Annotated in this window: 24 protein-coding genes; 13 read left to right on the top strand and 11 right to left on the bottom strand. The window is 74.6% G+C overall.

Annotated elements, in window-relative coordinates; translation table 11 throughout:
* Window positions 1-12: 12 nt before the first annotated feature.
* Complete coding sequence (locus DNK53_RS02725; protein WP_162599731.1) at window positions 13-975, bottom strand: DUF6910 family protein; 963 nt, start codon at window positions 973-975, stop codon at window positions 13-15.
* 55 nt (window positions 976-1,030) lie between these two features.
* Between DNK53_RS02725 and DNK53_RS02720 the strand changes: the two genes are divergently transcribed.
* Window positions 1,031-2,266: a right-handed parallel beta-helix repeat-containing protein gene (locus DNK53_RS02720; protein WP_162599730.1), complete on the top strand. Its 1,236-nt coding sequence runs from the start codon at window positions 1,031-1,033 to the stop codon at window positions 2,264-2,266.
* A gap of 65 nt (window positions 2,267-2,331) precedes the next feature.
* Entirely contained in the window at window positions 2,332-2,628 is a 297-nt protein-coding gene (locus tag DNK53_RS02715; protein WP_110180740.1) for a UBP-type zinc finger domain-containing protein, read from the top strand.
* A gap of 19 nt (window positions 2,629-2,647) precedes the next feature.
* On the opposite strand, the gene DNK53_RS02710 is transcribed toward DNK53_RS02715, so the two are convergent.
* Window positions 2,648-3,778, bottom strand: a complete 1,131-nt coding sequence (locus tag DNK53_RS02710; protein WP_162599729.1) for a winged helix DNA-binding domain-containing protein — start codon at window positions 3,776-3,778, stop codon at window positions 2,648-2,650.
* Between the two features lie 7 nt (window positions 3,779-3,785).
* Window positions 3,786-4,604 (bottom strand): hypothetical protein, encoded by an 819-nt coding sequence (locus DNK53_RS17330; protein ID WP_162599728.1) that lies wholly within the window; start codon window positions 4,602-4,604, stop codon window positions 3,786-3,788.
* Window positions 4,605-4,876: 272 nt separating this feature from the next.
* On the opposite strand from DNK53_RS17330, the gene DNK53_RS02700 reads away from it, so the two are divergent.
* A complete protein-coding gene (locus DNK53_RS02700) occupies window positions 4,877-5,674 on the top strand; it encodes a hypothetical protein (protein ID WP_110180738.1) in 798 nt (265 codons plus the stop codon).
* 13 nt (window positions 5,675-5,687) lie between these two features.
* Here the strand turns inward: DNK53_RS02700 and DNK53_RS02695 are convergent, their stop codons facing one another.
* The 4 genes from DNK53_RS02695 to DNK53_RS02680 are packed head-to-tail and all read right to left on the bottom strand — an operon-like array spanning window position 5,688 to window position 7,788.
* On the bottom strand, window positions 5,688-5,936 hold the full coding sequence (locus tag DNK53_RS02695) for a hypothetical protein (RefSeq protein ID WP_110180737.1): 249 nt from the start codon (window positions 5,934-5,936) through the stop codon (window positions 5,688-5,690).
* Entirely contained in the window at window positions 5,933-6,295 is a 363-nt protein-coding gene (locus tag DNK53_RS02690) for a VOC family protein (RefSeq protein WP_110180736.1), read from the bottom strand. The genes DNK53_RS02695 and DNK53_RS02690 overlap by 4 nt, the downstream gene beginning before the upstream one ends.
* A 9-nt stretch (window positions 6,296-6,304) precedes the next feature.
* Window positions 6,305-7,279 (bottom strand): succinylglutamate desuccinylase/aspartoacylase family protein, encoded by a 975-nt coding sequence (locus tag DNK53_RS02685; RefSeq protein ID WP_204163716.1) that lies wholly within the window; start codon window positions 7,277-7,279, stop codon window positions 6,305-6,307.
* A complete protein-coding gene (locus DNK53_RS02680; protein ID WP_239456329.1) occupies window positions 7,276-7,788 on the bottom strand; it encodes an ATP-dependent zinc protease family protein in 513 nt (170 codons plus the stop codon). The genes DNK53_RS02685 and DNK53_RS02680 overlap by 4 nt, the downstream gene beginning before the upstream one ends.
* 40 nt (window positions 7,789-7,828) lie before the next feature.
* Here DNK53_RS02680 and rimK point away from each other — a divergent pair, with 40 nt between their 5' ends.
* The 4 genes from rimK to DNK53_RS02660 all read left to right on the top strand — a co-directional run bounded on the left by rimK (window position 7,829) and on the right by DNK53_RS02660 (window position 12,394).
* The gene (gene rimK, locus DNK53_RS02675; RefSeq protein ID WP_110180734.1) at window positions 7,829-9,019 is read left to right on the top strand and encodes a 30S ribosomal protein S6--L-glutamate ligase; all 1,191 of its coding nucleotides are present in this window, start codon (window positions 7,829-7,831) and stop codon (window positions 9,017-9,019) included.
* Window positions 9,020-9,033: 14 nt separating this feature from the next.
* Window positions 9,034-10,365 (top strand): MFS transporter, encoded by a 1,332-nt coding sequence (locus tag DNK53_RS02670; RefSeq protein ID WP_110180733.1) that lies wholly within the window; start codon window positions 9,034-9,036, stop codon window positions 10,363-10,365.
* Window positions 10,366-10,441: 76 nt separating this feature from the next.
* Entirely contained in the window at window positions 10,442-11,203 is a 762-nt protein-coding gene (locus DNK53_RS02665; protein WP_110180732.1) for an alpha/beta fold hydrolase, read from the top strand.
* Window positions 11,204-11,413: 210 nt separating this feature from the next.
* Window positions 11,414-12,394 carry a hypothetical protein gene (locus DNK53_RS02660; RefSeq protein ID WP_110180731.1) on the top strand — a complete coding sequence of 327 codons (981 nt, stop codon included), beginning with the start codon at window positions 11,414-11,416 and terminating at the stop codon, window positions 12,392-12,394.
* 12 nt (window positions 12,395-12,406) lie between these two features.
* Here the strand turns inward: DNK53_RS02660 and DNK53_RS02655 are convergent, their stop codons facing one another.
* From DNK53_RS02655 to DNK53_RS02645, 3 genes are all read right to left on the bottom strand, one after another.
* Window positions 12,407-14,335 (bottom strand): sensor histidine kinase, encoded by a 1,929-nt coding sequence (locus DNK53_RS02655; RefSeq protein ID WP_110180730.1) that lies wholly within the window; start codon window positions 14,333-14,335, stop codon window positions 12,407-12,409.
* Between the two features lie 153 nt (window positions 14,336-14,488).
* A complete protein-coding gene (locus DNK53_RS02650; protein WP_110180729.1) occupies window positions 14,489-16,489 on the bottom strand; it encodes an ATP-binding protein in 2,001 nt (666 codons plus the stop codon).
* Window positions 16,490-16,605: 116 nt separating this feature from the next.
* On the bottom strand, window positions 16,606-17,466 hold the full coding sequence (locus DNK53_RS02645; protein ID WP_110180728.1) for a prephenate dehydratase: 861 nt from the start codon (window positions 17,464-17,466) through the stop codon (window positions 16,606-16,608).
* Window positions 17,467-17,494: 28 nt separating this feature from the next.
* Between DNK53_RS02645 and DNK53_RS02640 the strand changes: the two genes are divergently transcribed.
* From DNK53_RS02640 to DNK53_RS02630, 3 genes are all read left to right on the top strand, one after another.
* On the top strand, window positions 17,495-17,893 hold the full coding sequence (locus DNK53_RS02640; RefSeq protein WP_239456328.1) for a DUF4446 family protein: 399 nt from the start codon (window positions 17,495-17,497) through the stop codon (window positions 17,891-17,893).
* Window positions 17,894-17,973: 80 nt separating this feature from the next.
* A complete protein-coding gene (locus DNK53_RS02635) occupies window positions 17,974-18,195 on the top strand; it encodes a hypothetical protein (protein WP_110180727.1) in 222 nt (73 codons plus the stop codon).
* Complete coding sequence (locus tag DNK53_RS02630; protein WP_204163715.1) at window positions 18,182-18,739, top strand: hypothetical protein; 558 nt, start codon at window positions 18,182-18,184, stop codon at window positions 18,737-18,739. Before DNK53_RS02635 ends, DNK53_RS02630 begins: the two co-directional genes overlap by 14 nt.
* Before the next feature lie 4 nt (window positions 18,740-18,743).
* Here DNK53_RS02630 and DNK53_RS02625 read toward each other — a convergent pair whose 3' ends face one another.
* A complete protein-coding gene (locus DNK53_RS02625) occupies window positions 18,744-20,318 on the bottom strand; it encodes a bifunctional phosphatase PAP2/diacylglycerol kinase family protein (protein WP_239456327.1) in 1,575 nt (524 codons plus the stop codon).
* Window positions 20,319-20,383: 65 nt separating this feature from the next.
* Here DNK53_RS02625 and serS point away from each other — a divergent pair, with 65 nt between their 5' ends.
* The 3 genes from serS to DNK53_RS02610 are packed head-to-tail and all read left to right on the top strand — an operon-like array spanning window position 20,384 to window position 23,413.
* Window positions 20,384-21,697 (top strand): serine--tRNA ligase, encoded by a 1,314-nt coding sequence (gene serS / locus DNK53_RS02620; RefSeq protein ID WP_110180725.1) that lies wholly within the window; start codon window positions 20,384-20,386, stop codon window positions 21,695-21,697.
* On the top strand, window positions 21,690-22,601 hold the full coding sequence (locus tag DNK53_RS02615; protein ID WP_338040990.1) for an HAD family hydrolase: 912 nt from the start codon (window positions 21,690-21,692) through the stop codon (window positions 22,599-22,601). The genes serS and DNK53_RS02615 overlap by 8 nt, the downstream gene beginning before the upstream one ends.
* Window positions 22,598-23,413 carry an HAD family hydrolase gene (locus tag DNK53_RS02610; RefSeq protein WP_110181366.1) on the top strand — a complete coding sequence of 272 codons (816 nt, stop codon included), beginning with the start codon at window positions 22,598-22,600 and terminating at the stop codon, window positions 23,411-23,413. Before DNK53_RS02615 ends, DNK53_RS02610 begins: the two co-directional genes overlap by 4 nt.
* Window positions 23,414-23,620: the final 207 nt, after the last annotated feature.

The following is a 23,620-nucleotide window of genomic DNA, read 5'->3' as shown; positions in this document are numbered from 1 at the left end:
GACGCCCGACCGTCAGAGCGAGACGTCCAGCCAGAGCGCCAGCGACGGGGTGCCGGGGTCGTCGGCGTCGGCGACGGCTAGCAGCCGCGCCCCGTGCGGCGAGGCGTCCAGCAGCATGAGCCCCTCGACCTTCGGGACCTCCCCGTCGACCTCGGGGAGGCGGACCACGTCGAGCGCCGCCGGCCCCTCCAGGTGGGCCAGCGCCGACCCCACGACCGGCCCGTCGTGCTGCGGGTCGGGGCTGTCCTCGGCCGCGGAGGAGACGATCACGGTGCCGCCGGGCAGGAGGGCGACGTCGGTGATGGCGAGCGGGACGTCGTCGAGGTCGGCGACCCGGTAGAAGTGCGGGTCGGCGACGGGCACGTCCTCGGGCCGGCGCCGACCGAGCACCGCCTCCAGCGCGGCGGCGAGGTCGAGGTCGACGCTGCCCGAGGGGAGGCCCGCCGACGGGAGCCCGCGCTGGTACCAGCGGAGCCGGTCGCCGACGACGTGCGCGCCCTCGAGGTTGAGCCCGCCGGCCTGCGCGCCGAGGACCGACGCCACCACCTCGTAGAGCGGCGCCATCTCGACGGCGAGGCTGCGCGCGTCGCTCCAGCGGCGGGCGTCCGGGCCGTCCCCGGGCCGCAGCAGCGACCACCGGGTCCGCGCCGCCGAGGCGCCCGAGCCGAGCAGCAGCACGCCGGGCCCGCCCTCGACCTCGACCGGGCAGGCGGCCTCGAGGTCGGGCTTGAGGTGCTTGAGGTCGTCGGTGTCGAACCGCTCGTGCCCCTGCGTCGTGGGCAGCAGCCGCACGGCTACGCCGCTCGTGACGGCGGCCTCCGACGTGTCGGTGGCGTCGGCGAACCGGGCGCCGTGCGTGCCGTCGTCCTGCACCACGACGAAGCCGTCTCCCCAGGGTGCCACCGCCGAGGCGGCCCGGACCGGAGCACCGTCGGCGAACCTCAGGTGGGCGACGTGCTCGATCTCGACCCTCATCGCCCCAGCCTGCCACGCGCTGGCTCGCGGGGGTCGGTTCCGCGACACTGGCGCGGTGCCCGCCCCTCGCGCAGTCCCGCTGCTGCTCGCCTCCCTGCTGGTCTGCCCGCTGGTCTCCCCGCCGTCTCCCCCGTTGGCGGTCGCCGCGGCGGGCCCGACGTCGTACGCCGTACCGAACGGCGGGCACGGCGGTGACGGGCGCGACGGCGCCGTGACGCGGAAAGACCGGGGGCCGCGGACCTGGCGGGTCGGGCCCGGGCAGGAGCTCGCCGTGCCCAGCGCGGCTGCCGCGGTCGCGGGCGACGGCGACACGGTGCTGATCGACGCCGGCACCTACGCCGGTGACGTGGCGACCTGGACCCAGGACGACCTCACGCTGCGCGGGGTGGGCGGACGCGCCCACCTGCGCGCCGACGGACGCTCCGCCCAGGGCAAGGCGATCTGGGTCGTCGCCGGGGACCGCACCCGGGTCGACCGCGTCGAGCTGAGCGGCGCGAGGGTGCCCGACCGCAACGGGGCCGGGATCCGCGCCGAGGGCACCGACCTCACCGTCACCCGGAGCTGGTTCCACGACAACCAGACCGGCATCCTCACCGGCGCCGACCCGGCGAGCGACGTCGTGGTGCGACGCTCGCGCTTCTCCCGCAACGGCGCGGGCGACGGGCTGAGCCACAACCTGTACGTCGGCGCGGTCCGCTCGCTGACCGTCACCGGCAGCCACCTGTGGGGCACCGACGTCGGCCACCAGCTGAAGTCGCGCGCCGCCCGCAACACCCTCGTCGGCAACCTGGTCAGCGACGCCACCTCGACCGGCAGCTACTCGATCGACCTGCCGAACGGCGGGCGGTCGCTGGTGGCGGGCAACGTCGTCGTCCAGGGCCCGCGCTCGGAGAACGCCACGCTCGTCTCCTACGGCGCCGAGGGGCTCGTCGGGCCGTCGCGCCGGCTGTGGGTGGTGCACAACACCTTCGTCAACCAGCGCGGCAGCGGCACGTTCCTCGCCCTCGCGGAGGGGAGTCGCGCGACGCTGCGCAACAACCTGTTCGTCGGGCCGGGCGAGCTCGCCGTCGGCGGCCGCGTCGCCGCGCGGGGCAACCGGCGGGTCGGGCCCGGCGCCTTCGTGGACGCCGGCGGGGAGGACTACCGGCTCGCCGCGGGCTCGCCCGCCGTCGACCGCGGGGTGGGGGTGCCGCGCCGCTGGCGCCCTCGCTGGGAGTTCGCGCCGCCGGCCCGGCAGGTCCGGCGGCCGACCGTGGGCCGACCCGACCTGGGCGCCTTCGAGCTCCGCTGAGCCGTTTGTCGCGGGAGCGTCGGCGGGGCTTCCCCTCCGGCGGGTCGCGGGCGCACACTCGGGGGATGGCCGACCCGTGCGCGCACGCCCAGGAGCTCCGCTTCGACACCGAGCCGTCGGGGGACGGCTGCGTCGAGTGCCTCCGCGACGGGACGCGCTGGGTCCACCTGCGCACCTGCCAGGCGTGCGGGCACGTCGGGTGCTGCGACTCCTCGCCGGAGCGGCACGCGACCGGCCACCACGGGGAGACCGGGCACCCGGTGATCCGCTCCTTCGAGCCGGGGGAGTCGTGGTTCTGGTGCTACCCCGACGAGGTGGCCTTCGAGCTGGACGACGCCCCGCCGGCGCCGTCGCACTCCTGACCGCGCCTCGCGTCAGCCCTCAGCCGTCGGCGACCCGGACCTCGGGCTCCAGGCCGAGGTGGCCGGCGTACCGCTCCGCCGCCGCGTCGACCGCCCGCCGCTCGGGCGGCGTCAGCGGGCGGAACGGCGTGAGGTCGAAGCGGGCGGTCCGCGCCGTGAGGGTGCGCCTCATCCAGGCGACCAGCCGAGCGTCGACGAGCGCCATCCCGACCGCCGCCTCGCGGCCCCGCGGGACGAGGCCGTCGGGGTCGAGGACCCAGCGGGAGTCCTGGTAGCCCCGGTAGGTCTCGTCGAGGAGCTGCAGCAGGTGACCGGCAGGGTCGGCGACCTCGTCGTCGGCGGGGGGCCGCTGGTCGGCCGGGTGCCAGTACGTGCGGCCCTCGTGGTCGAAGGAGGCCAGGCCGTCGGCGACGGCGGCGATCCCGCGCTTCGCCTCGGTCAGGGTGACCGTCGCCCAGTAGGAGAGGTCCTTCGCCGTCGCGGGCCCGTGACCGGCCAGGTAGCGACGCGCCAGGTCGGCGAGCGCGCCCTCGCGGTCGACGTCGGCGTCGGCGGTGCGGGCGCCCACCCGCGCCGACCACGCGGCGTACGTGTGCTGCGGCTCCTTCCCGCCCGCCGCCGGGCGCGGCGCGCCGCTGCAGACCCGGCGGTCCATCTCGAGGTGGGCCATCAGCAGCATCACCGCCCGGCCGGTCAGCCGCTCTGCGAGGTCGGGGGCCCGTTCGCGCAGCAGGGCGGCGACCTCCGGGCGGCTCAGGTGGGCGCCGCCGTCCAGCGCCTCGAGCACGAGGTCGCCCAGCCGGCCGGTCTCGACCTCGGTGAAGCCCAGCTCGCCGTGCAGCTGACCGCCCGTGATGCGCAGCAGGCTCGGGGCGCTCACCGCCAGCAGCCAGTCGGCGTCCTCCCGGGCCACGTAGTGCCAGGTGCTGCGCAGGACGTGGGTGCGCAGCACGTCGCCGCTCGCGAGGGCGCCCGCGAGGTCCGCGGCGTCGGGGTCGGCGGTGCGGGTGGCCACCGCCCAGGCCGACTGGAGGGGGTTCTCCGCCTGCACGCCGGCCAGGTGGCGCACCACGTCGCCCGCGGCGCCCGGGCCGGGCCGCGTGAGGCGCTGGGACCGGAGGCGCCAGCGGGCGATCGTGGTGTCGTCCACGCCCACGTCAGCCCCGGCTGCCCCGCCCGCCCGGGACCCGGATCTTCCGGGAGGTGACGGCGTCGAGCGGCTTGACCGACACCTTCAGCTCGCGGGTGCCCGCGGGGAGCGGGGCGGTGCGCAGCGACCAGCGCAGGTTGGCGCGCACGGTCTTCGTGCGCCCCACCGGCACCCAGCCGCCGGGGAAGCGGGCCGTCACCACCACGGGGTAGGCGACCTGGAGGGTGCCGCCCCGCACCTTGCCGGAGAGTCGCAGGCGGGTCCCCGCGGCGACCCGCTTCGGGGTCCGGGCGACGGTGACCGAGGCCGGCTTCGGCACGTTGGCGCAGGCCTCCCACCCGTCGGGGACGGCGTCGTCGGGGTCGGGCTGCTGGCCCGGCGCCAGGACGGAGTAGTAGATCGACTGGAAGTCGCAGACCACGTCGCCGTAGTGCATCTCCAGCACGTAGCCGACGCGGCCCGGCGCGCTCGTGTCGAGCGGGATCTCGACGTACCGGGGCTCGGCGGTGAGCGTGAGGTCGATCCGCTCGACCGGCACCCGCTCGATCGGGGTGGCCGCGAGGTCGGGGATGCGGTCGAGGGCGATGCTGGCCGGCTCGCCGACGGCGTCGTGGCCGACCACCCGGATCCTCAGGACGTGCGGGGCGCCCAGCTGGGCGGGGCCGGGCTGGACGAACTTCGCGGTGGGCTGGCGCTTCTCCCGGGGAGCCTGCGCGGACCCCGCGGCGGCCGAGGCGGCCGCGGTCGCGGCGCTCGGGGCTCCGGACGCGGTGGGGGCCGAGGCGAGGACGGCGGTCGGCAGCGCGAGGAGGCTCGCGCAGGCCACCGCGGCGACGCGGTGGCCGCGGCGCAGGTGGGACGGGGTGGGAGTGGGGACGAGCAGCTCCTTGATCAGTGGGTCCGTGGTGCTCCTTCCCCGGCCCCGACCGCAGAAACCCGACCAGGAGACGTTTCTGGCGTGGCACGAGGACGGCACCGGGACCGGCACCCGGACCGGGACGTTCCGCCGCCGCGCGCTCCACGGCCACCACCACCGACTCCGATCCGCCGACGCAGACGCGTCCGGTCGGGTGTCGCGACACCACCTAGGGTCGTGGCGTGACCACGACGGAGATGCTGCCGCACACCCAGTACCTCGACCTGCTCGACCGGCACGGCCGGTCCAGCGTGGAGGCGCTCGGGCGGTTGCTGCCCGAGGAGCGGGTGGGGCCGTTCGACCAGGAGGCGCTCGCCTACGCGCAGGAGCACCTCGGCACGCTGGCGGTCTGGGCGTGGCTGCTCAGGCATCCCCAGCTGGACTGGCGCTCCTACGAGGGCCAGGCCCCGCCGGTGGTGATGGCCGACGTGCTGGTCGAGCTGGGCCGGGTCCGGGATGAGCTGACCCGGTTGCTCGTCGACGTCGGCCCCGACGTGCAGCTCGACTACTTCGGTCGCCCGGGCACCTCCCACGAGGTGGCCCGGCTGCTGGCCCACGAGGTGATCGACGTCGACCTCGCCGCGAGCCGCGCCGCGGGGCTGGCGGAGCCGGGGCTCCACCCCGACGTCGCGTCCGACTGCGTCGACCGGGCGCTGGCCCACTGGGCGCGGCCCGACTCCGACGTGCTGTGGCAGCCCGCGCCCGCCCGCCTCGTGTCGTCGGACACCGGGCGGGAGTGGTGGGTCCGGTTCGGGACCGACCGCGGGGGCGACCTGGGTGACATCGCCCCCGGCTCGCCGGCCCGGCCGGTGCTCACGGTCACCGACTCCTCGGTGGGACTGCTGCGCTGGCTCCACGGGTCCGCCGGCCCCGACGTGGTCGTGCAGGGCGAGGCCGCGGCGGCGCGGGCGTTCCGGGTCGCGCTCGGCCACCGGCTCGAGCCCGAGCCGCGGCGGCGTTCCTGGTGGCGCCGGGGCTGAATGCGACCAGGGGTCAGGCGGGGCCGGGTCCGTGGCGGTGCCGCTGGGCGTGGTCGCGGACCTTGCGCCCGGAGAGCACCAGGACCATCGCCACGCCGAGGAGGATGGGGAAGACCGTCCAACGGGGCACGCCCGCGAAGAGGAGCAGGAAGGTGCTGAGCCCCAGCGCCGCGAGGCCCACCAGCATGGCGAAGGCGGCCAGGACTCCCACCACCATCCGGGCGACCCGGGTGGGCGGGGGGAGCGCCGGCTCGGCGGTCACGAGACGCAGAGGCAGAACGGGTGCCCGGCCGGGTCGAGGAAGACCCGGAACGACGTGCCGGGCTGGTGGTCGGTCTTCGTCGCGCCCAGGCGCAGGACGGCCGCCTCGGCGGCGTCCAGGTCGTCGACCACCAGGTCGAGGTGCATCTGCTGCGGGTGGTCCTGCCCGGGCCAGTGGGGCGGCGTGTAGTCGTCGACCTGCTGGAAGGAGATCACCTGGCCGTGGCTGGCGCGCAGCTCCAGCCAGTCGTCGCCGGGGTCGCCCTCGACCGGCCAGTCGAGCACCGCGGAGTAGAACGTCGCCAGGATCCGCGGGTCGGGGCAGTCCAGCACGACCGACGGGAAGCGCGCGATGGCCATCCCCCGAGACTAGGCCGGGGTGGCCACGTGCACCAGAGCGTCGCCGGAGTTCACCAGCGGCGCCTCGGTCCGCCCGACGACGATCCCGGGCCGCCGCGCCCGCACCACCCGCAGGGTCCGGCCGAACGAGTTGGACAGGTGCCCGAGCCGCTCGCCCTCCGCGACCTCCTGCCCGAGCGCCACGTCGAGGTGGAGGAAGCCGGTGTGCCGGGCCCGCACCCACGAGCTCTCGCGGCACTCCACGCCGGCGGTCGGCGGGGCGTCGTCCGACCCCGGCTCGGCGTCGACCATCCCGAGCGCCGCGAGCACGCGTCGTACGCCGTCGACGCCTGCCGTGATCGCCCACTCGTCGAAGCGCCAGGCCTCGCCGCCCTCGTAGAGCAGCACCGTCGCGCCGACCTGGCCGGCGGCGTGCCGCAGGGAGCCGTCGCGCAGCTTGGCGTGCAGCATCACCGGCGCGCCGAACGCCTCGGCCAGCTGCCTGGTGCGGGGGTCGTCGAGGTCGGCGCGCACCTGGGGCAGGTTGGTCCGCCGGTCCGACCCGGTGTGCAGGTCGATGCCGACCGAGCACTTGGCGACCACCTCGGTCATCATCAGGTGGGCGATCCTGGCGGCCAGCGACCCGCGCGGCGAGCCGGGGAACGAGCGGTTCAGGTCGCGGCGGTCCGGCAGGTAGCGGTCGGCGGTCATCGCGCCCAGCACGTTGACGACCGGGACGGCGATCAGCGTGCCGCGCAGCGTCCGGGGTGACAGCGACGCGAGGACCCGGCGCACCACCTCGACGCCGACGAGCTCGTCACCGTGGGTCGCGGCGTTGATCCAGACGGTCGGACCGTCCTCGCGGCCGTGCAGGACCCGCACGGGGAGCGTCACGTCGGCCCCGGTGACCAGCCGGGTCACCGGCAGCTCCAGCTCGCGGGCGGAGCCGGGACGCACCCGGACCGAGCCGATCGCGAACGACTCCCGCGCTCGCGCCCGGCTCACGTGGCCGTCCCGAGGTCGGAGCGGCCGCGGTTCTTGCGGCGGGTGCCGCGCTTGGGGCGCCCGCCGAGGTAGGAGCGGCCGGGGTCGACGAGGAACCCCTGGCGCAGCGCCTGCCGGCCGACCAGCATCCGGAAGCCCATCTCGTCGCGGCGGCTCAGCGTCATCTCGGCCGTGACGGTGCGGCCGACGAGGGTGATCCCCATCAGCACGACGAGCCGCTCCTCGGCGTGCCCGGACGAGCTGCGCACCAGCCGCCGGTCGTGCACCGGGCTCTCCACCACGACCGAGTCCTCGGTGGAGCGCTGCCACGGGTGCAGCGAGTAGCGGACCCACGGCTCGCCGTCACGGGTGAGCTCGGTGATGTCGAAGGCGTGCACGGCCGACGTCCGCGCCCCCGTGTCGAGCTTGGCCTTGAGCCACGGCACCCCGGCCTCGGGCAGGCTCACCCACTCGCGCCACCCGGCGACGATGTTTGAATGGCCCGCGTCGGCGGTACTCCTGCTCGTCACCCACCCGCTCCTCATCCACGCTCTCCAGAGGGAACTCCCGTTGAAGCTGGCCATCCTCTCCCGGGCGCCACGCGCCTACAGTACGCAGCGGCTGCGGACCGCCGCGCTCGATCGGGGCCACACCGTCAAGGTGCTGGACACGCTGCGCTTCGCGATCGACATCTCCCACGACGAGCCCGACCTGCAGTTCCGGGGCCGGCCGCTGTCGCACTACGACGCGATCCTGCCGCGGATCGGCAACTCGATCACCTACTACGGCACCGCCGTGGTCCGGCAGTTCGAGCAGATGGACGTCTACACCCCCAACCCGTCGTACGGGATCTCCAACTCCCGCGACAAGCTGCGCGCCACCCAGATCCTCTCCCGGCACGGCATCGAGATGCCGGCGACGATGTTCGTGCGCAACCGCGCCGACGTGATCCCCGCGATCGAGCAGGTCGGCGGCGCGCCGGTCGTGATCAAGCTCCTCGAGGGCACCCAGGGGATCGGCGTCATCCTGGCCCCCGAGCTCAAGGTCGCCGAGGCGATCATCGAGACGCTCCAGTCGACCCGGCAGAACGTGCTGATCCAGCGCTACGTCAAGGAGTCGCGCGGCCGCGACATCCGCGCGCTCGTCGTCGGCGACCGGGTGGTCGCGGCCATGCGGCGCAGCGCGCAGGGCGACGAGTTCCGCTCCAACGTGCACCGCGGCGGCTCGGTCGAGGGGATCGACCTGTCGCCGGATTACGAGCGGGTCGCGGTCCGGTCGGCGCAGATCATGGGGCTGCGGGTCGCTGGCGTCGACATGCTGGAGGGCGACGACGGCCCGCTGGTGATGGAGGTCAACTCCTCGCCGGGCCTGGAGGGCATCGAGACCGCCACCAAGCTCGACGTGGCCGGCGCGATCATCGACTACATCGCCAACCAGGTCGCCTTCCCCGAGATCGACGTGCGGCAGCGGCTGACCGTCTCGACGGGGTACGGCGTCGCCGAGATCGTCGTCCTCCCCGGCGCCGACCTGGTCGGCAAGAAGCTCGGCGACTCCGGGCTCGACGAGCGCGACATCAGCGTGCTCACGCTGCACCGCGGCACCACGGTGATCCCCAACCCGCGCAACAAGACCCTGCTCGAGGACGGCGACCGCCTGCTCTGCTTCGGCAAGCTCGAGGAGATGCGTTCGATGATCCCCGAGCGCAAGCGCCGCCGCGCCCGGGTCCGCAAGCTGCCCAAGCAGCCGATCCACGACGCCTGAGCGCGGGACGCCGGATGGACGCCGACGCTCTCTTCGGCCGCCTGGTCCGCACCCCCGGCGGCCGCGACACTCTCGCGGACCTCGACCCGGCGGTCCGCGACCACGTGGGCCGCAACGGGCTGCGACAGGTCGCCGCCGACGCCCTGCAGAACGTCGGCGACCAGGTGGTCAACGCCAAGACCGTGCTGCCGTGGCTGCTCAGCGCGCTGGGCGCGCCCGGGGTGCTGCTGGGCCTGCTGGTCCCGATCCGCGAGTCGGGCTCGATGCTGCCGCAGGCCGCGCTCGCCCCGTGGGTGGCCGCCCACCGGCACCGCCGCGGCATCTGGGTGGCCGGCGCGGCCGGCCAGGCGCTGGCGGTGGCCGCGATGGCGCTGCTCGCGCTGGTCGCGGAGGGATGGGTCGCCGGGGTCGGGATCGTGGCGGCGCTCGCCGTCTTCGCCACCGCCCGGGCGCTCAACTCGCTGGCCGGCAAGGACGTGCTGGGCCGGACCGTGCCGAAGGGGCAGCGCGGTCAGGTCAACGGCCTGGTCACCGTCGTCTCCGGGGTCGTCGCGATCACCCTGGGCCTGGCGCTGCGGGCCTTCGGTGGCGACGACACCGGCCTCCCGGTGCTGGTCGCGCTGCTGGCCGGGGCGGCGCTCGCGTGGGCGCTCGCCGGGGCCGTCTTCTCCCGGGTGGTCGAGCCCGCCGAGGAGCCGGTCGAGCCGGGTGACGACGGCTGGGCGCGGCGGGCCGTCGAGGTGCTGCGCGGGGACGCCGACCTCCGCCGGTTCGTCCTGGTCCGGGCGCTGCTGCTCGTCTCCGCGCTCAGCCCGCCCTTCGTCGTGGCGGTCGCCGTCGCCGAGGGCGGCGCCGGGCTGGGCGGGCTCGGGCCCTTCGTCATCGCCCAGGGGGTCGCGGGGCTGGTCGGCGGCCGGCTCTTCGGCCGGCAGGCCGACCGCTCCTCGCGGCGGCTGCTGGTGGTCGGCGCGCTGCTCTCCTCGGGCGTGGTGCTGGCCTTCCTCGGGCTGCTGCGGGTCGACCCGGTCCGCGAGTGGTCGCTGCTCTACCCGGCCACCTACCTGCTGCTCGCCTTCGTGCACACCGGGGTGCGGGTGGCCCGCAAGACCTACGTCGTCGACATGGCCGGCGACGCCCGGCGCACCGAGTACGTCGCCGTCTCCAACACCGCGATCGGCGTGCTGCTGCTCGTGGCGGGGGCCCTCTCGGGTGCGCTGTCCGCCCTCGGCAACGACGTCGCCCTGCTCTTCCTGGCCGGCCTCGGACTGGTCGGCGTGCTGGTCGCCCGCACCCTGCCCGAGGTGGGCGTCGCCGCCGCCGACCGGGACCCCACTGGCCCGCGCTGACCATGCCGCGGGACCGTTCGGGCAGACGTCCGGCGTTCCGCCCCGCGACGCCCCGACGCGGCCGCAGGATGACGGCATGCACCTCGTCCTCGTCCCCGGGCTCTGGTTGCCCGGGGCGTCGTGGGGCCGGGTCGTGCCGCTGCTCGAGGCGGCCGGCCACACCGTGCACCCGGTGACCCCGCCCGGGATGGGCTCGCGGCGCCTGGACCGCTCCCGGATCGGGCTGCGCGACCAGGTCACCGACCTGCTGGCCCTCGTCGACTCGCTCGCCGGGCCGGGCGCCGCCGCGCCTGAGCCGGTCGTGCTCGTCGGCCACGCCGAGGGCGGGGCCCTCGTCCACGCCGCGGTCGACGCGCGACCCCGCCTGGTCCGCCGGGCGGTCCACGTCTCCGGCACCCCGCGCAGCGACGGCCACCGCGGCCCCGACCTGCCGGTGGTCGACGGGGAGGTGCCGATGCCGGAGTGGTGGGAGCTCGACGAGCCGTTCACCCGCGGGCTCGACGACGTCACCCGCGCGGCGATCCGGGCGATGGCGGTGCCGTCGCCCGCGGGCGTGCTGACCGAGCCCCAGCGGCTGCACGACTCCGACCGGCTGCGGGTGCCGACCACGGTGGTGGCCTGCGCCCGCTCCTCGACCGAGCTGCGACGGGACCTCATGCGGGCCCGTCCCGGGAGCGACGAGCTGGCCCTCCTCGACGACCTCACCTGGGTCGACCTGCCCAGCAGCCACTGGCCCCACCTGACCCACCCCGCCGAGCTCGCCCGCGTCCTGCTCGAGGCGGCAGCCGCCCCGGCCGCCGACCGACGCGAGGGCCTCGCCGTCGGCCGCACGGGCTGACCGCCCCCCAGACCGGCCGGACCCCGCGACCCCCGCGCGGGGTCCGGCCGACGGACGTGCCCGGAGCGCCGGCCCGCCCGACAGGAGCAACGTCGCGCCCCGCCGACGACGTACGGCGTGTGGTGCGGTCGTTCCTGTCGGTGCGGCCGTCCCTTCCCGTACGACATGCCCCTCCGCCACACTGGCAGCCGGACGACGACGGGGGTCGGGATGGCGACGCACGAGCGGCGACAGGGCACGAGGGGGCCCGGCGAGCCGCGGGTCCGATGCCTCCGTTCGCTCGCCGTCCTGCCCCTGCTCTGGACCGGGGCGTGCAGCCCGGGCACGGGCGGGGACGACGCGGGCGCGCCGGCGGCCAGCCCGGCGGCCAGCCCCTCGATCCGCACGCTCGAGCCCCTGCCGGCGGTCGACGACGGACCGCCGGAGGGCGAGCTCGTCGCCGAGCTGCTCCAGTCCTCGCGCGACGCCGCGGCGGGGAGGTTCCAGGTCTGGGTGGGCAACGGCACCGACCGGCCGCTGCGGCTGCGGTCGGTGCGCTACCTCGACTGGCGCTACTTCGGGCCCCTCGACGCCGACCGGGTCCGCCCCGTCCCGGCCGGCAGCGAGCGCGGCTTCCTCGTCGCCCTGCCCTCCCGGCCCCGGTGCGCCCCGGTCGACCGACCGCCCGCGGTCGAGCTCCGCGTGGTCCGGCCGGGTGGTCGCTCCGACGGCACCCGCACCCGGATGCTCGACGTCTCCGACGAGGCCGACGTCGTCGCCCGGCACGTGGCGTCCCGCTGCTTCGAGCTGGACCTGCGCCGGGACTTCGCGCTCTCGGTCGACGACCGGGTGCAGCGGGTCGACGAGAAGGTCGCCGAGCTGACGCTGCGGGTCCGCCCGCGCGGGCGGCCCGGCGGGGCGCACCGGCGGCTCGACCTCCGCTCCGTCTCCGGGACGCCCGTGCTCACGCCGTACCGGCGACCCGTCTGGCGACCCGGGGTGACGGTGACCGGGCACGGCGACGCGGTCGCCGTGCCGCTGCGGGTGGCCCCGGCCCGCTGCGACGGGCACGCGGTCGCGGAGTCGGGCGGCGCCACGGCGTTCCGGGTGCGGATGCGGCTCGACGGGCGGCGGGGCGAGCTGCTCGTCCGGATGACCCCCCGCGGCGCGGCGCGGGCGCTGCGGTTCGCCGCGGCCGCGTGCGGGCGGTGACCCCGGGCCGGGTCAGGCCGAGATGCCGAACCGGCTGAACTGCACGTCGAGCGGGATGGAGACGGCGAAGGTGGTGCCGCGGCCCGGCGCCGACATCACCGTCACCTTGCCGTCGTGGCCCTGGACGATCGCCTGGACGATCGAGAGGCCCAGGCCGGTGCCGGGGACGGCCTTCTTGTAGGACTCGTGGGTGCGGAAGAAGCGCTCGAAGAGCCGCTCCTGGTCCTCGGCCGAGATGCCGACGCCGGTGTCGGAGACGAGCAGGCCCGCGCTGCCGTCCCGGGCGTAGGCCTCCACGGTGATCCGACCGCCCGCGGGGGTGAACTTCACGGCGTTGCTCACGAGGTTGAGGACCACCCGCTCCAGGGCCGAGTGGTCGCCCTTGACGTGGATCGGGCCGTGGCCCAGCTCGAACCGCAGGTCGAGGTCGCGGCCGCGGACCATCTCGGCCAGCATGTCCTCCACGTCGTGCACCACGGCGCGCAGGTCGATGTGGGTGAGGTCGAGCTGGAGGAGCCCCGACTCCGCGCGCTCGAGGACCAGCAGGTCCTCGACGAGGCTCTCGAGGCGCTCGGTGTTGCGGATCACCCGCCGCAGCGCGTTGGCCTGCTTCTCGTTGAGCTCGCCGAAGACCCCCTCCTCCAGCAGCTCGGTGTAGCCGGTGATGCTGGTGATCGGGGTGCGCAGCTCGTGGCTCACGGTCGACACCAGCTCGTGCTTGACGCCCTCGGCCTCCTGCAGGGCGAGCGCGGCGGTGTGCTCGCGGGACATCGCCTGGAGCATCGCCCGCTCGCTGCGCACCCGGCTGGTGACGTCCTCGCCGGCTGCCAGGTAGCCGACGACGCGGCCGCCCGCCTCGATCTCGCTGATGCTCAGCGAGACGATGTGGCGCTGCCCGTCCTTGCCGACCAGCTCCCACTCGCGGCGGCCGCCGTGCGCGATCTGGGCGTGGGTGAGGACGGTCAGGTCGGTGCTGCCGGTGCCCAGCGCCATGGCGTGCCGCAGGGCCTCGTCCTGGTCGACCAGGAGCGCGGTGGTGCGGCCGCGCATCTCCTCGGCCGTCCAGCCGAGCAGCTGCTCGGCCCCGACGTTGAAGTGGGTGACCCGCAGGTCGGGGTCCATCGCGACCAGCAGTGTGTTGACCGCCGCGTCGAGGATCCGCTCGACCGTCGCGGTCGCCCGGCCCAGCAGGAGCTCGTCGCGGGAGAGCCGGCCCAGGGCGTCGAGCCGCAGCGGCTCGTCCTCGAAGGCCAGCACCAGGTGGCGGTAGAGCGCCACGAAGATGAAGATCGGCATGATGAGGCCCCAGGCCAGGAGGACCCGGGCGCCGGTCGCCTGCTCGACCTGCTGCCAGACGCCGAGCTCGGCGTCCCGCAGCAGCAGCGGTCGGAGGAGCCCGTCGACCACCAGCGTCACCGCCATGGCGGCGGGGTAGACGATCACCATCGCCAGCGAGGGCAGGCGGCGCTTCGACCCCTCGATCAGGCCGACGAGCAGCACGATCTCGCCGGCCAGGAGCACGCCCGCCAGGAGGGCGGCCCAGGGGGGCGCGTCGGCGAGGCGGGAGGGGACCTCGCGGACGGCGTACAGACGCGGCCGGTCGGCGACCAGGCCGTCGAGGACCCGCACGACCGCCAGGAGCGTGTGGACGCCGATCGCGAGGACGACGACGTTGCGCACGACCTGCAGGTCCCGGCCCGCCACCACGGTCACCAGCACGGCGAAGAGCAGGCCCGCGAAGGCCACCTCGCCCGAGGTCACGCTCAGCGACTCGGTGAGCGGGATGACGTGGGAGAGGCCCACCAGCCCTGTGACCGCCGTGAGGGTCGCGATGTAGGAGTACAGCAGCACGAACTGGAAGACGGTCTGGCGGATCGCCAGCACCAAGGGGGCGACGGTGTAGGCCGTCACGCACGCGACGAAGAGTTCGGGCCCTTCCATGGCCACCTTCTGGTTCGGTCCGGGGGTACCGGAGGACCGTAGAGCGGGCGGTCCGGCGACGTCAGGAGAATCGGGACAACATGACCGTTCGGCCCACGAGCGGTCTGGACCACCCGGGAGGAGCGTCGGGACGACGCCGCGAGCGGCGGCCGGTCAGCCCGCGCGGACGACGGCGTCGGGGTCCGCGGCGGACCCGTTGACGGACCCCAGGACGGGCTCCATCGGGAGGCTCACCGTGACGGTCGTGCCCTCGCCGGGGGTGGAGGCGAGGCTGACCTCGCCGCCGTGCCCGGCGACCACGGCCTGCACGATGCTCAGGCCCAGCCCCGAGCCGGGGATCGCCAGCTCGTTGGCCTGGTTGGTGCGGTAGAAGCGGGCGAAGACGTGGGGCTGGTCCGACTCCGCGACGCCCATCCCGGTGTCGGTCACCGTCAGCCAGGCCTGCCCGGAGTGGCTGGTCACCCGCAAGGCGACGGTGCCGCGGCCGGGGGTGAACTTCACGGCGTTGCTCAGCAGGTTGATCACCAGGCGCTCCAGCGCCGCCCGGTCGCCGTCGAGGGTGACCGGGCTGGCCGGCAGCGACACGCTGAACTTGAGGTCGCGCCCGCGGACCATCTCGCCGACGATCGACTTGGTCCCGCGGATCACGTCGCACAGGTCGACGGGCTCGCGGACCAGCGGCAGCGGGGCCTGCTCGACCCGCTCGAGGACCAGCAGGTCGTCGACCAGCCGCTCGAGGCGAGAGGTGTTGCGCAGCACCCGGTCGAGCGCGGCGACCTGGTCCTTGCTCAGCTCGCCGTAGGCCCCGTCGTGGAGCATCTCGGTGTAGCCCGTGATGCTCGCGATCGGGGTGCGCAGCTCGTGGCTGACGGTCGAGACCAGCTCGTGCTTGACCCGGTCGGCCTCCTGGAGCCGGACCAGCGCGTCGTGCTCGCGGCTCAGCGCGGTCATCATCGCGGTCTCGACCCGCAGCCGGCTGGTCACGTCCTCACCGGCGAGGATGTGGCCCACGACGTGGCCGTCGACCAGCACCTGGCTCACCCCCATCGAGACCGTGGGGCAGGTGTCGTGGCGCGAGAGCATCAGCCAGTCGCGGCGGGCGTCGACGGCCATCTGCACCTGCAGCACCTGCACGAGCTCGGGGCCCGTGCCGAGCGCGCTGGCGTGGCGGGCGATCTCTTCCGCGGGAAGCAGCACCTCCAGGCCCTGGCCGCAGACCTCCCGCGGCGTCCACCCCAGCAGGGCCTGGGCGCCGGAGTTGAAGTGGGTGATCCGCAGGTCGGGGTCGAGCGCGATGAGGATGGTGTTGGTGGCCGAGTCGAGGATCCGCTCGACCGTGGCGTTGACGCGCCCGACGGAGGCGTCGCTGGCCAGCGTCAGGGAACGCTGCTCGGCCAGCTCGTGGGCCTTGCTCTCCAGCTCGTCGAGCAGCGGCTGGTGAGACGTGGAGAGCAGGTGCCGCAGGTGCAGCGGGCGGGACTCGAAGGCGGTCACCGAGCGCCGGTAGAGCGCCACGAAGGCCAGCAGGGCCGGCAGGTAGAGGGCGGTCACCACCAGCTTGGCGACCAGCTCCTCGCCGGGCGACCCGCCCGAGAGCAGCGCGCCCAGCACGCCGTGCACCAGCAGCACCGCGACGAAGACTGCGGGGTAGACCAACGGCATGACCGCGCCGGGGAGTCGCCGCTTCGCCACCTCCAGCAGGTTGAGCAGGAGCAGCAGCTCGCCCACGACGAAGAGGGCGAAGACCACGGCGACGACCGGCGAGCGGTCCAGCAGCGCCGGGACCACGCCGTGGGGGTCGGCCGTGCCGGGCACGGCCAGCGCGAGCCGGGCGACGGTGAAGAAGACGAGCCCCAGGGAGCAGACCGCGAGCGTGAGGCCGATGATGTTGCGGACCACCTGGAGGTCGCGCCCCACCACCACGGTGACGACCGCGGTGAGGACGAAGCCGCCGTACGAGAGCTCGCCGGGGAGCAGGGCGACGTCGCCCAGGCGCATCTCGTAGAGGCCGCCCAGGATCCAGCCGAACGCGAGCAGGCCGGCGAGGTGGGTGTAGAGCAGGAGGAACTGGACGTTCCAGCGGCGCAGGGCGTAGACGAGGGGCAGCGCGGAGTACGCCAGCACGCTCGCGACGACGACCTGCGCGCCCTCCATTGCGTTCCTCCGAGTCGGACCGGTCCTGCGCGCCTTCCGTGGCCCCGCACGTCACCGCCGCGAAGCCTGCCACAGCGCGGTGGCCGGGAGGGGCGGAATGGGCGAATACCAGCAGGTCAGGGGCGAGGTCGGGACTGTCGGTCCGGGGACGCCGGGTAGACGCCGAGCACCTTGACGTCGGTGGTGAAGAAGGCCAGCTCCTCCAGGGCACGGGCCACCGGGGGGTCGGCGGGGTGCCCGTCGACCTCGGCGAGGAACTGGGTGGCGGCGAACTCCCCGCCCACCATGTAGCTCTCCAGCTTGGTCATGTTGACCCCGTTGGTGGCGAAGCCGCCGAGCGCCTTGTAGAGCGCGGCAGGCAGGTTGCGCACGTTGAAGATGAAGCTGGTGACCACGGGGCCGTCGCCCGCCGGCGCCTCGACCAGCTCGCGGGAGAGGACCACGAACCGGGTGGTGTTGTGGGCCTCGTCCTCGACGTCGGTGCGCAGCACCCGCAGGCCGTAGATCTCCGCGGCCAGCGGCGGCGCGAGGGCCGCCTGGGTGACGTCGCCGGCCTCGGCGACCTCGCGGGCGGCGCCGGCGGTGTCGCCGGAGATCACCGGGGTGAGGCCGAGCTCGCGGATCACCCGGCGGCACTGGCCGAGCGCATGGACGTGGCTGTGCACCGTCTTGATGGTCTCGGTCGTGGCGCCCTCGACGGCGACCAGGTGGAAGACGATCCGCAGGAAGTGCTCGGCGACGATGTGCAGGTCGGAGGTGGGCAGGAAGTGGTGGATGTCGGCCACCCGGCCCGCCAGCGAGTTGTCGATCGGGATCATCGCCAGGTCGGCCTCGCCGCCCTCGACGGCGGCGAAGACGTCCTCGAACGAGGCGCACGGCACGGCCTCCCAGTCGGGGTAGTGCTGCGCGCAGACGATGTGGGAGTTGGCGCCCGGCTCGCCCTGGTAGGCGATGCGGGGGCGTGGGTCGCTGCTCACGCCCCGATGGTCCCATAGGGTGCGGGGCGTGTGGTTCGTCGTGGTCCCCGCCCTCGTCCTGGCGCTCGTCTCGGCCGTCTTCTCGGTTGTCGCGCTGCGCCGTACCGCCTCGTTGCGACCCCGGACGGGATCGGCCCCCCTGCCCGAGGACGTCGTGGGCCTGCGCCGCGAGGTCGCGGCCCTGCAGGCGGTCGCACAGGGGGCGCTGCGCCACCTGGCCGTCGTCCGGTACGACGCCTTCGGCGACGTCGGCGGGCACCTCTCCTGGTCGGTCGCGCTGCTCGACGACGCGGGCGACGGCGTCGTCCTCACCTCGATCCACGGCCGCAGCGAGGCCCGCACCTACGCCAAGACCATCGCCGGCTGGGCCAGCGAGCAGCAGCTCTCCCCCGAGGAGGAGGAGGCGGTCGCGCACGCGCGCCCCTGAACCCCGCGCTCGCCCCTAGGGTGGGCAGGGTGTCAAGAAATGGTTGACACGAATCGGGTCGTCAACCTAACGTTGACACCATGAAGCGACCAGTCCCCACCTCGACCTCGATCGTCCTCCTGATCCTGTTCGGCATCCTGCTCGCCATCCTCGGGCAGCGGCTCGACGGCTTCCTGGGCGGCATGGCCCAGGGGGCCGGCGTCGGCTTCGTCCTCGTCGGCGCCTGGTCCTTCGGGGCGATGTGGCGCCACGGCCAGGACCGCGACGAGCCGACCTGGCTGCCGAGCCGTGACGAGCGCTGAGCACCGGCCCCGCGAGCTCGCCGAGGCGATCGGCGCGGCGATCCTCGAGGGGCTCGACGGCGACGGCGACCAGCAGGACCACCTGGCGATCGTGCGCCGCAGCGCGCAGGCCGAGGCGGAGGCGCGCACCCTCCTGCGGCAGGCGGTCGCGGCGGCCCGCGCGGCCGGCCACAGCTGGGCGGTCCTGGGCGGCGAGCTCGGGATGAGCCGGCAGGCCGCGCAGCAGCGGTTCGGGGCGGACGACCCTGCCGCCGCCCCGCCGGCGCCCGGCGACGACGGGCCCGAGGAGCGCTGGCTCGGGCCGATCACGGCGTTCGACGAGATGGCCGAGCTCGAGATCGCCGGCCGGCTGGGCTGGCGCACGGTGGGCGCGGGGATGCTGAAGCACCGGGTACGCCGCACCCCGACGCAGTGGGAGCACCGCCGGGTCGTCTGGACGCGACGCCCGTCGAGCTTCGAGCGCGACGGGTGGGAGGTCGCCGTCCTGGCCTTCCCGTGGATCTACCTGGTCCGCGACACCGGCCTGCCGGCCGAGCAGCCCTGACCCGTCAGCGCGGGACGCGCACCAGCAGCCGGCCGGGGATGCACTCCATGGTCAGCTCCTTGCCCAGGCCGACCGAGTCGCCGTCGAGCTGGCGGGGGGTCTCCGCGGTCGCCCGCAGCGTGACCCTGGCCCCGGTCACCCGGTCGATCGTCTCGTCGACCCGGGGGCTCTTGGCGAGGACCCGCCACGCCAGCGGCACCCAGGAGAGGAACCGCTTGGGGTGCAGGATCACCACGTCGAGCAGGCCGTCGTCGATCGCGGCGTCGGGCAGCAGCGGCATCCCGGCCTGCAGGTAGCCCACGTTGCCGACCACCACGGTGCGGGCCCGGTGGGTGGTGAACTCGGCGCCGTCGACGGAGATCTCGATCCGGTAGGCCGGGAACATCAGCGACTTCAGCCCCGAGAGCACGTAGGCCACCCAGCCGATCCGCTTCTTGATGTCCTCGTTGACCCCCTCCATGATCGCGGCGTCGAAGCCCATGCCGGCCATCACCATGAAGTGGGTGTCCTCGATCCCGTCGCCGCTGACCTCGACCATGTCGATGGCGCGGTCCTGCCCGTTGAGACCGACGTCGACGGCGGAGCGGATGTAGAGCGGGATGTCGAGGTTGCGGGCGAGCAGGTTGCCCGTGCCGGCCGGGATGATCCCGACCGGGATGCCGGTGCCGGCCAGCTCGGCGCAGACCTCCCGCACGGTGCCGTCGCCGCCGCAGACCAGGACGAGGTCGACCCCGGCCTCCGCCGCCCGCCGGGCCATCCCCGTGCCCGGGTCCTCGATCGTCGTGTAGTGCCAGGAGGGCTCCTGCCATCCGGACTCCTTGGCCAGGCTCGCGACCAGGTGGCGGAAGGCGCCGACGTCCTCGACCTTGATCGGGTTGAGCACGACCGCGAGCCGGCGCTGGGAGGTGAAGACCACGGGCAGCGGGTCGTTGGTCGCAGCGATGCTCCGCGGCCGTGGGTCGATGACGGCGAGGGCGACCCAGACCACGGTGGCGGCCAGCAGCGTGCCCGCGATGACGTCGGTGGGGTAGTGCCGGCCCAGCAGCACGCGGTCGGCGACGACGACCAGCCAGAGCAGCACCAGCCCGGTGACGGCGGCGCGGCGCATGCTCGCGCGCCGCAGGAAGGCCGCGGCCAGCACCCAGAGCAGCAGGGTGAAGGCGGCGATCGAGGAGGCGTGACCCGAGGGGAACGAGTGGCTGTCGTGCAGCCCGACGGCCTCCTGCCAGTCGGGGCGGGCACGGCTGAGCGCCAGCTTGAGGCCGGTGGTGGCCAGCGCCGTCACGAGCATCCCGCCGGCCAGGAAGCCGGCGGCGCGCGGGTGCCGCTTGAGCAGCATCCACCCGGCGACCAGGACGGTGAGGACCGTCATCCCCACGGTGTTGAACGCGTCCTCGATCCAGAGCAGGAGCTGGTGCAGCCAGCCGGTGTCGTCGGCCCAGTCCTCGGCTTCGCGGCCCCACGTGTCGAAGCCGTCCAGGGGGGAGACGTCCCGGGTCACCGCCAGGGCGAGGACGGCGAAGAGGGCCGCGCACAGGGCGGCCCGGACGAGGTGACTCCCACGAGATCGCTCCAGCACCCGGACAGTATGCCCAGCCGCGTCCCCGGCCATTCGGTGTCGCCCCCGCCGGATAGCCTGTCGGGGTGATCGACCCTCGCCTGCTCCGTGACGACCCCGACCGCGTGCGCGCCTCGCTGGCCAAGCGGGGGGCGCCCACCGACCTGGTGGACGCCGCGCTCGCGGCCGACGCCGCCCGGCGCGAGGCGATCGTGGCCTTCGAGGCGCTGCGCGCCGAGCAGAAGCAGCAGGGCAGGCTGATCGCGCAGGCCCGGGGCGAGGAGAAGCAGCAGCTGCTCGCCCGGACCAAGGAGCTCTCCGCCGGGGTCAAGGAGGCCGAGGCCGCCCAGGGCGCCGCCGAGCAGGCGTGGCAGGACGCCGTCCGGGCGCTGCCCAACCTGGTCCACCCCGACACCCCCGAGGGCGGCGAGGACGACTCCGTCGTGCTCGAGACGGTCGGCACCCCGCGCGACTTCGCCGCCGAGGGCTTCGAGCCGCGCGACCACGTCGAGCTGGGTCGCATCCTCGGCGCCATCGACCTCGAGCGCGGCGCCAAGGTGAGCGGCTCGCGCTTCTACTTCCTCACCGGCGTCGGCGCCCAGCTCGAGCTGGCGCTGGTCAACCTCGCGATGGAGCAGGCGCGCGAGGCCGGCTTCACCCAGGTCATCGCCCCGTCGCTGGTCAAGCCGGCCGCCATGGAGGGCACCGGCTTCCTCGGCCAGGCCGCGGACGACGTCTACCGGATCGAGGGCGAGGACCTCTACCTCGTCGGCACCTCCGAGGTCGCCATGGCGGCGTACCACTCCGAGGAGATCCTGGACGCCGAGACGTTGCCGCGCCGCTACGCCGCGTTCAGCCCCTGCTTCCGCAAGGAGGCAGGCTCGCACGGCAAGGACACGCGCGGCATCATCCGGGTGCACTGGTTCGACAAGGTGGAGATGTTCGTCTACACGACGCTCGAGGAGGCCGAGGCGGAGCACGCCCGGCTGCTGGCGTGGGAGCGCGCGTTCCTCGACAAGCTCGAGCTGGCCTACCAGGTCGTCGACATCGCCGCCGGCGACCTCGGGCTGAGCGCCCAGCGCAAGTTCGACTGCGAGGCGTGGATCCCCACCCAGGGCAAGTACCGCGAGCTCACCTCGACCTCCAACTGCACCGATTTCCAGTCCCGTCGGCTCGACATCCGCACCCGGGGCGAGTCGGGGACCACCCCGGTGGCGACCCTCAACGGCACGCTCACCGCGATCACGCGCGCGATCGTCGCCGTGCTCGAGACCCACCAGCAGGTCGACGGGTCGGTCCGGGTGCCGCAGGCCCTGCAGAAGTGGATGGGGTGCGAGGTGCTGCGGCCGGTGGTCCCGGTCGCGCCCGCCGCGGCGACCGAAGGGGGTGCCGGTGACTGACGCCGCGAAGCCCCGGCCTGGGGAGCCCGGCTGGGTCCCGCAGATGGTCGCCCTCGACATCGACGGCACCCTGCTCGCCTGGGTCGAGGGGTCGGGCCAGGTCTACGAGACCATCCGCCCCGAGATCCACGACGCCGTCCACCGGGCCCGCGCGGCCGGCGCCCACGTCGTGCTGGCCAGCGGCCGCTCGCCGCACGCGATGACCACGATCGCCGACCTGCTCGGGCTGCCCGCCGGGGCGTCGGGCGACGGCGCCGGCGGTGCGGGCGAGGGTGCCGACGAGGACGGGCGGCTCTGGGTCGTCGCCTCCAACGGCGCCGTCATCTTCCGCTACCCCCCGCTCGAGGTGGTCCACGAGGAGACCTTCGACGCGGCCCCGGCGGTGGCCGCCGTCCTCGAGCACCACCCCGAGGCGCTCGTCGCGGTCGAGGAGCGCGGCATCGGCGGCTACCGGGTCAGCATGGTCTTCCCCGACGGCGAGCTCACCGGCGAGCAGCTGGTCACCGAGGTCGACGAGATCATCGGCGAGCCCGTCAGCCGTGTGATCGTCCGCGACCCGCAGGCGACCGCGGAGGACTTCGTCGAGCTCGCGGCCAGCCTCGGCCTGCACGGCACCGACTACGTGGTCGGCTGGACCGCCTGGATGGACCTCTCCCCGGTGGGGATCTCCAAGGCGTCCGGTCTGCAGCACGTCTGCGACCGGCTCGGCGTCGACCGCGCCGACGTGCTGGCGATCGGCGACGGGCGCAACGACATCGAGATGCTCTCGTGGGCCGGCTGGGGGGTCGCCATGGGACAGGCGGTCGAGGAGGTGCGCGCCGCGGCGGACGCCGTCACCGACACCGTCCACGACAACGGCGCGGCCGTGGAGATCGGCCGGTGGTTCCCGCCGGCGGGCGGGTGACCGGCGAGCAGGCCCCGCGGCCCCGGCTGGTCGCCACCGACCTGGACGGGACGCTGCTGGACGCCGCCGGCGCGGTGACCGCGCGGACCCGCGAGGTGATCTCGGTGCTCGACGAGATGGGCGTGCCGGTGGTCTTCGTGACCGGCCGGCCGATGCGCTGGATGGAGACGCTCTGGGAGGCCGTGGGCGGCCACGGCCTCGCGATCTGCAGCAACGGCGGGATCGTGTACGACGTCCCCACGCACTCCGTGCGCCAGGCCCGGACCATCCCGCGCGACGTCCTCGTGAAGGTGGGACGCACCCTGCGACGGACCGTGCCGGGGACCACCTTCGCGCTCGAGAAGACCGGCGGCTTCGCCCTGGAGGACGACTTCCTCAGCCACGCCGACGACCGTCGCGTCCCCGACGTGCCGCGGGGGCGGTTGGAGCAGATCGCCGACGGCACGGTGGTCAAGCTGCTCGCCCGGCACGACCGTCTGGCCCCGGAGGAGTTCTGGGGCGTCGTCGAGGAGGCGGTCGGCCGGCTCGTCACGACCACCTGGTCGTCGGTGGGCTCGCTGGTGGAGATGAGCGCCGCCGGGGTGACGAAGGCGTCCACCCTGGCCGAGCTCTGCCGCGAGCTCGGCGTGGCGCCGGGCGAGGTGGTGGCCTTCGGCGACATGCCCAACGACCTGCCCCTGCTGGAGTGGGCGGGCACGTCGTACGCGATGGGCAACGCCCACCCGACGGTCCTTGCCCTGGCCGACCACACCGCGCCCCGGCACGACGAGGACGGCGTCGCGCGCACGCTGGCGGAGATCTTCGGGCTCTGACCCCCCGCGACTCCGAGCCCCCGGAACGCCGAGCCCCGCGGCGAGATGTCGCGTACTTCACGTCTTCTTCTTGTGAAGAACTCTTCAAGCAGTCAGGACGTGGAGGTGACGGGAGGCAGACCGTCTCCCCGGGAACGGCGTCGTCGTCGCCCGGATGGTCGCCCGCCCGGCCGTCGGCTGACGCCGACCCGCCCCGTGGGCTGACGC

The sequence above is a fragment of the Nocardioides solisilvae genome (assembly GCF_003194625.1).
GTDB classification, from domain to species: domain Bacteria; phylum Actinomycetota; class Actinomycetes; order Propionibacteriales; family Nocardioidaceae; genus Nocardioides; species Nocardioides solisilvae.
Note: the sequence above shows the minus strand (reverse complement) of the source record. Positions and strands in the feature narration are given on the sequence as shown.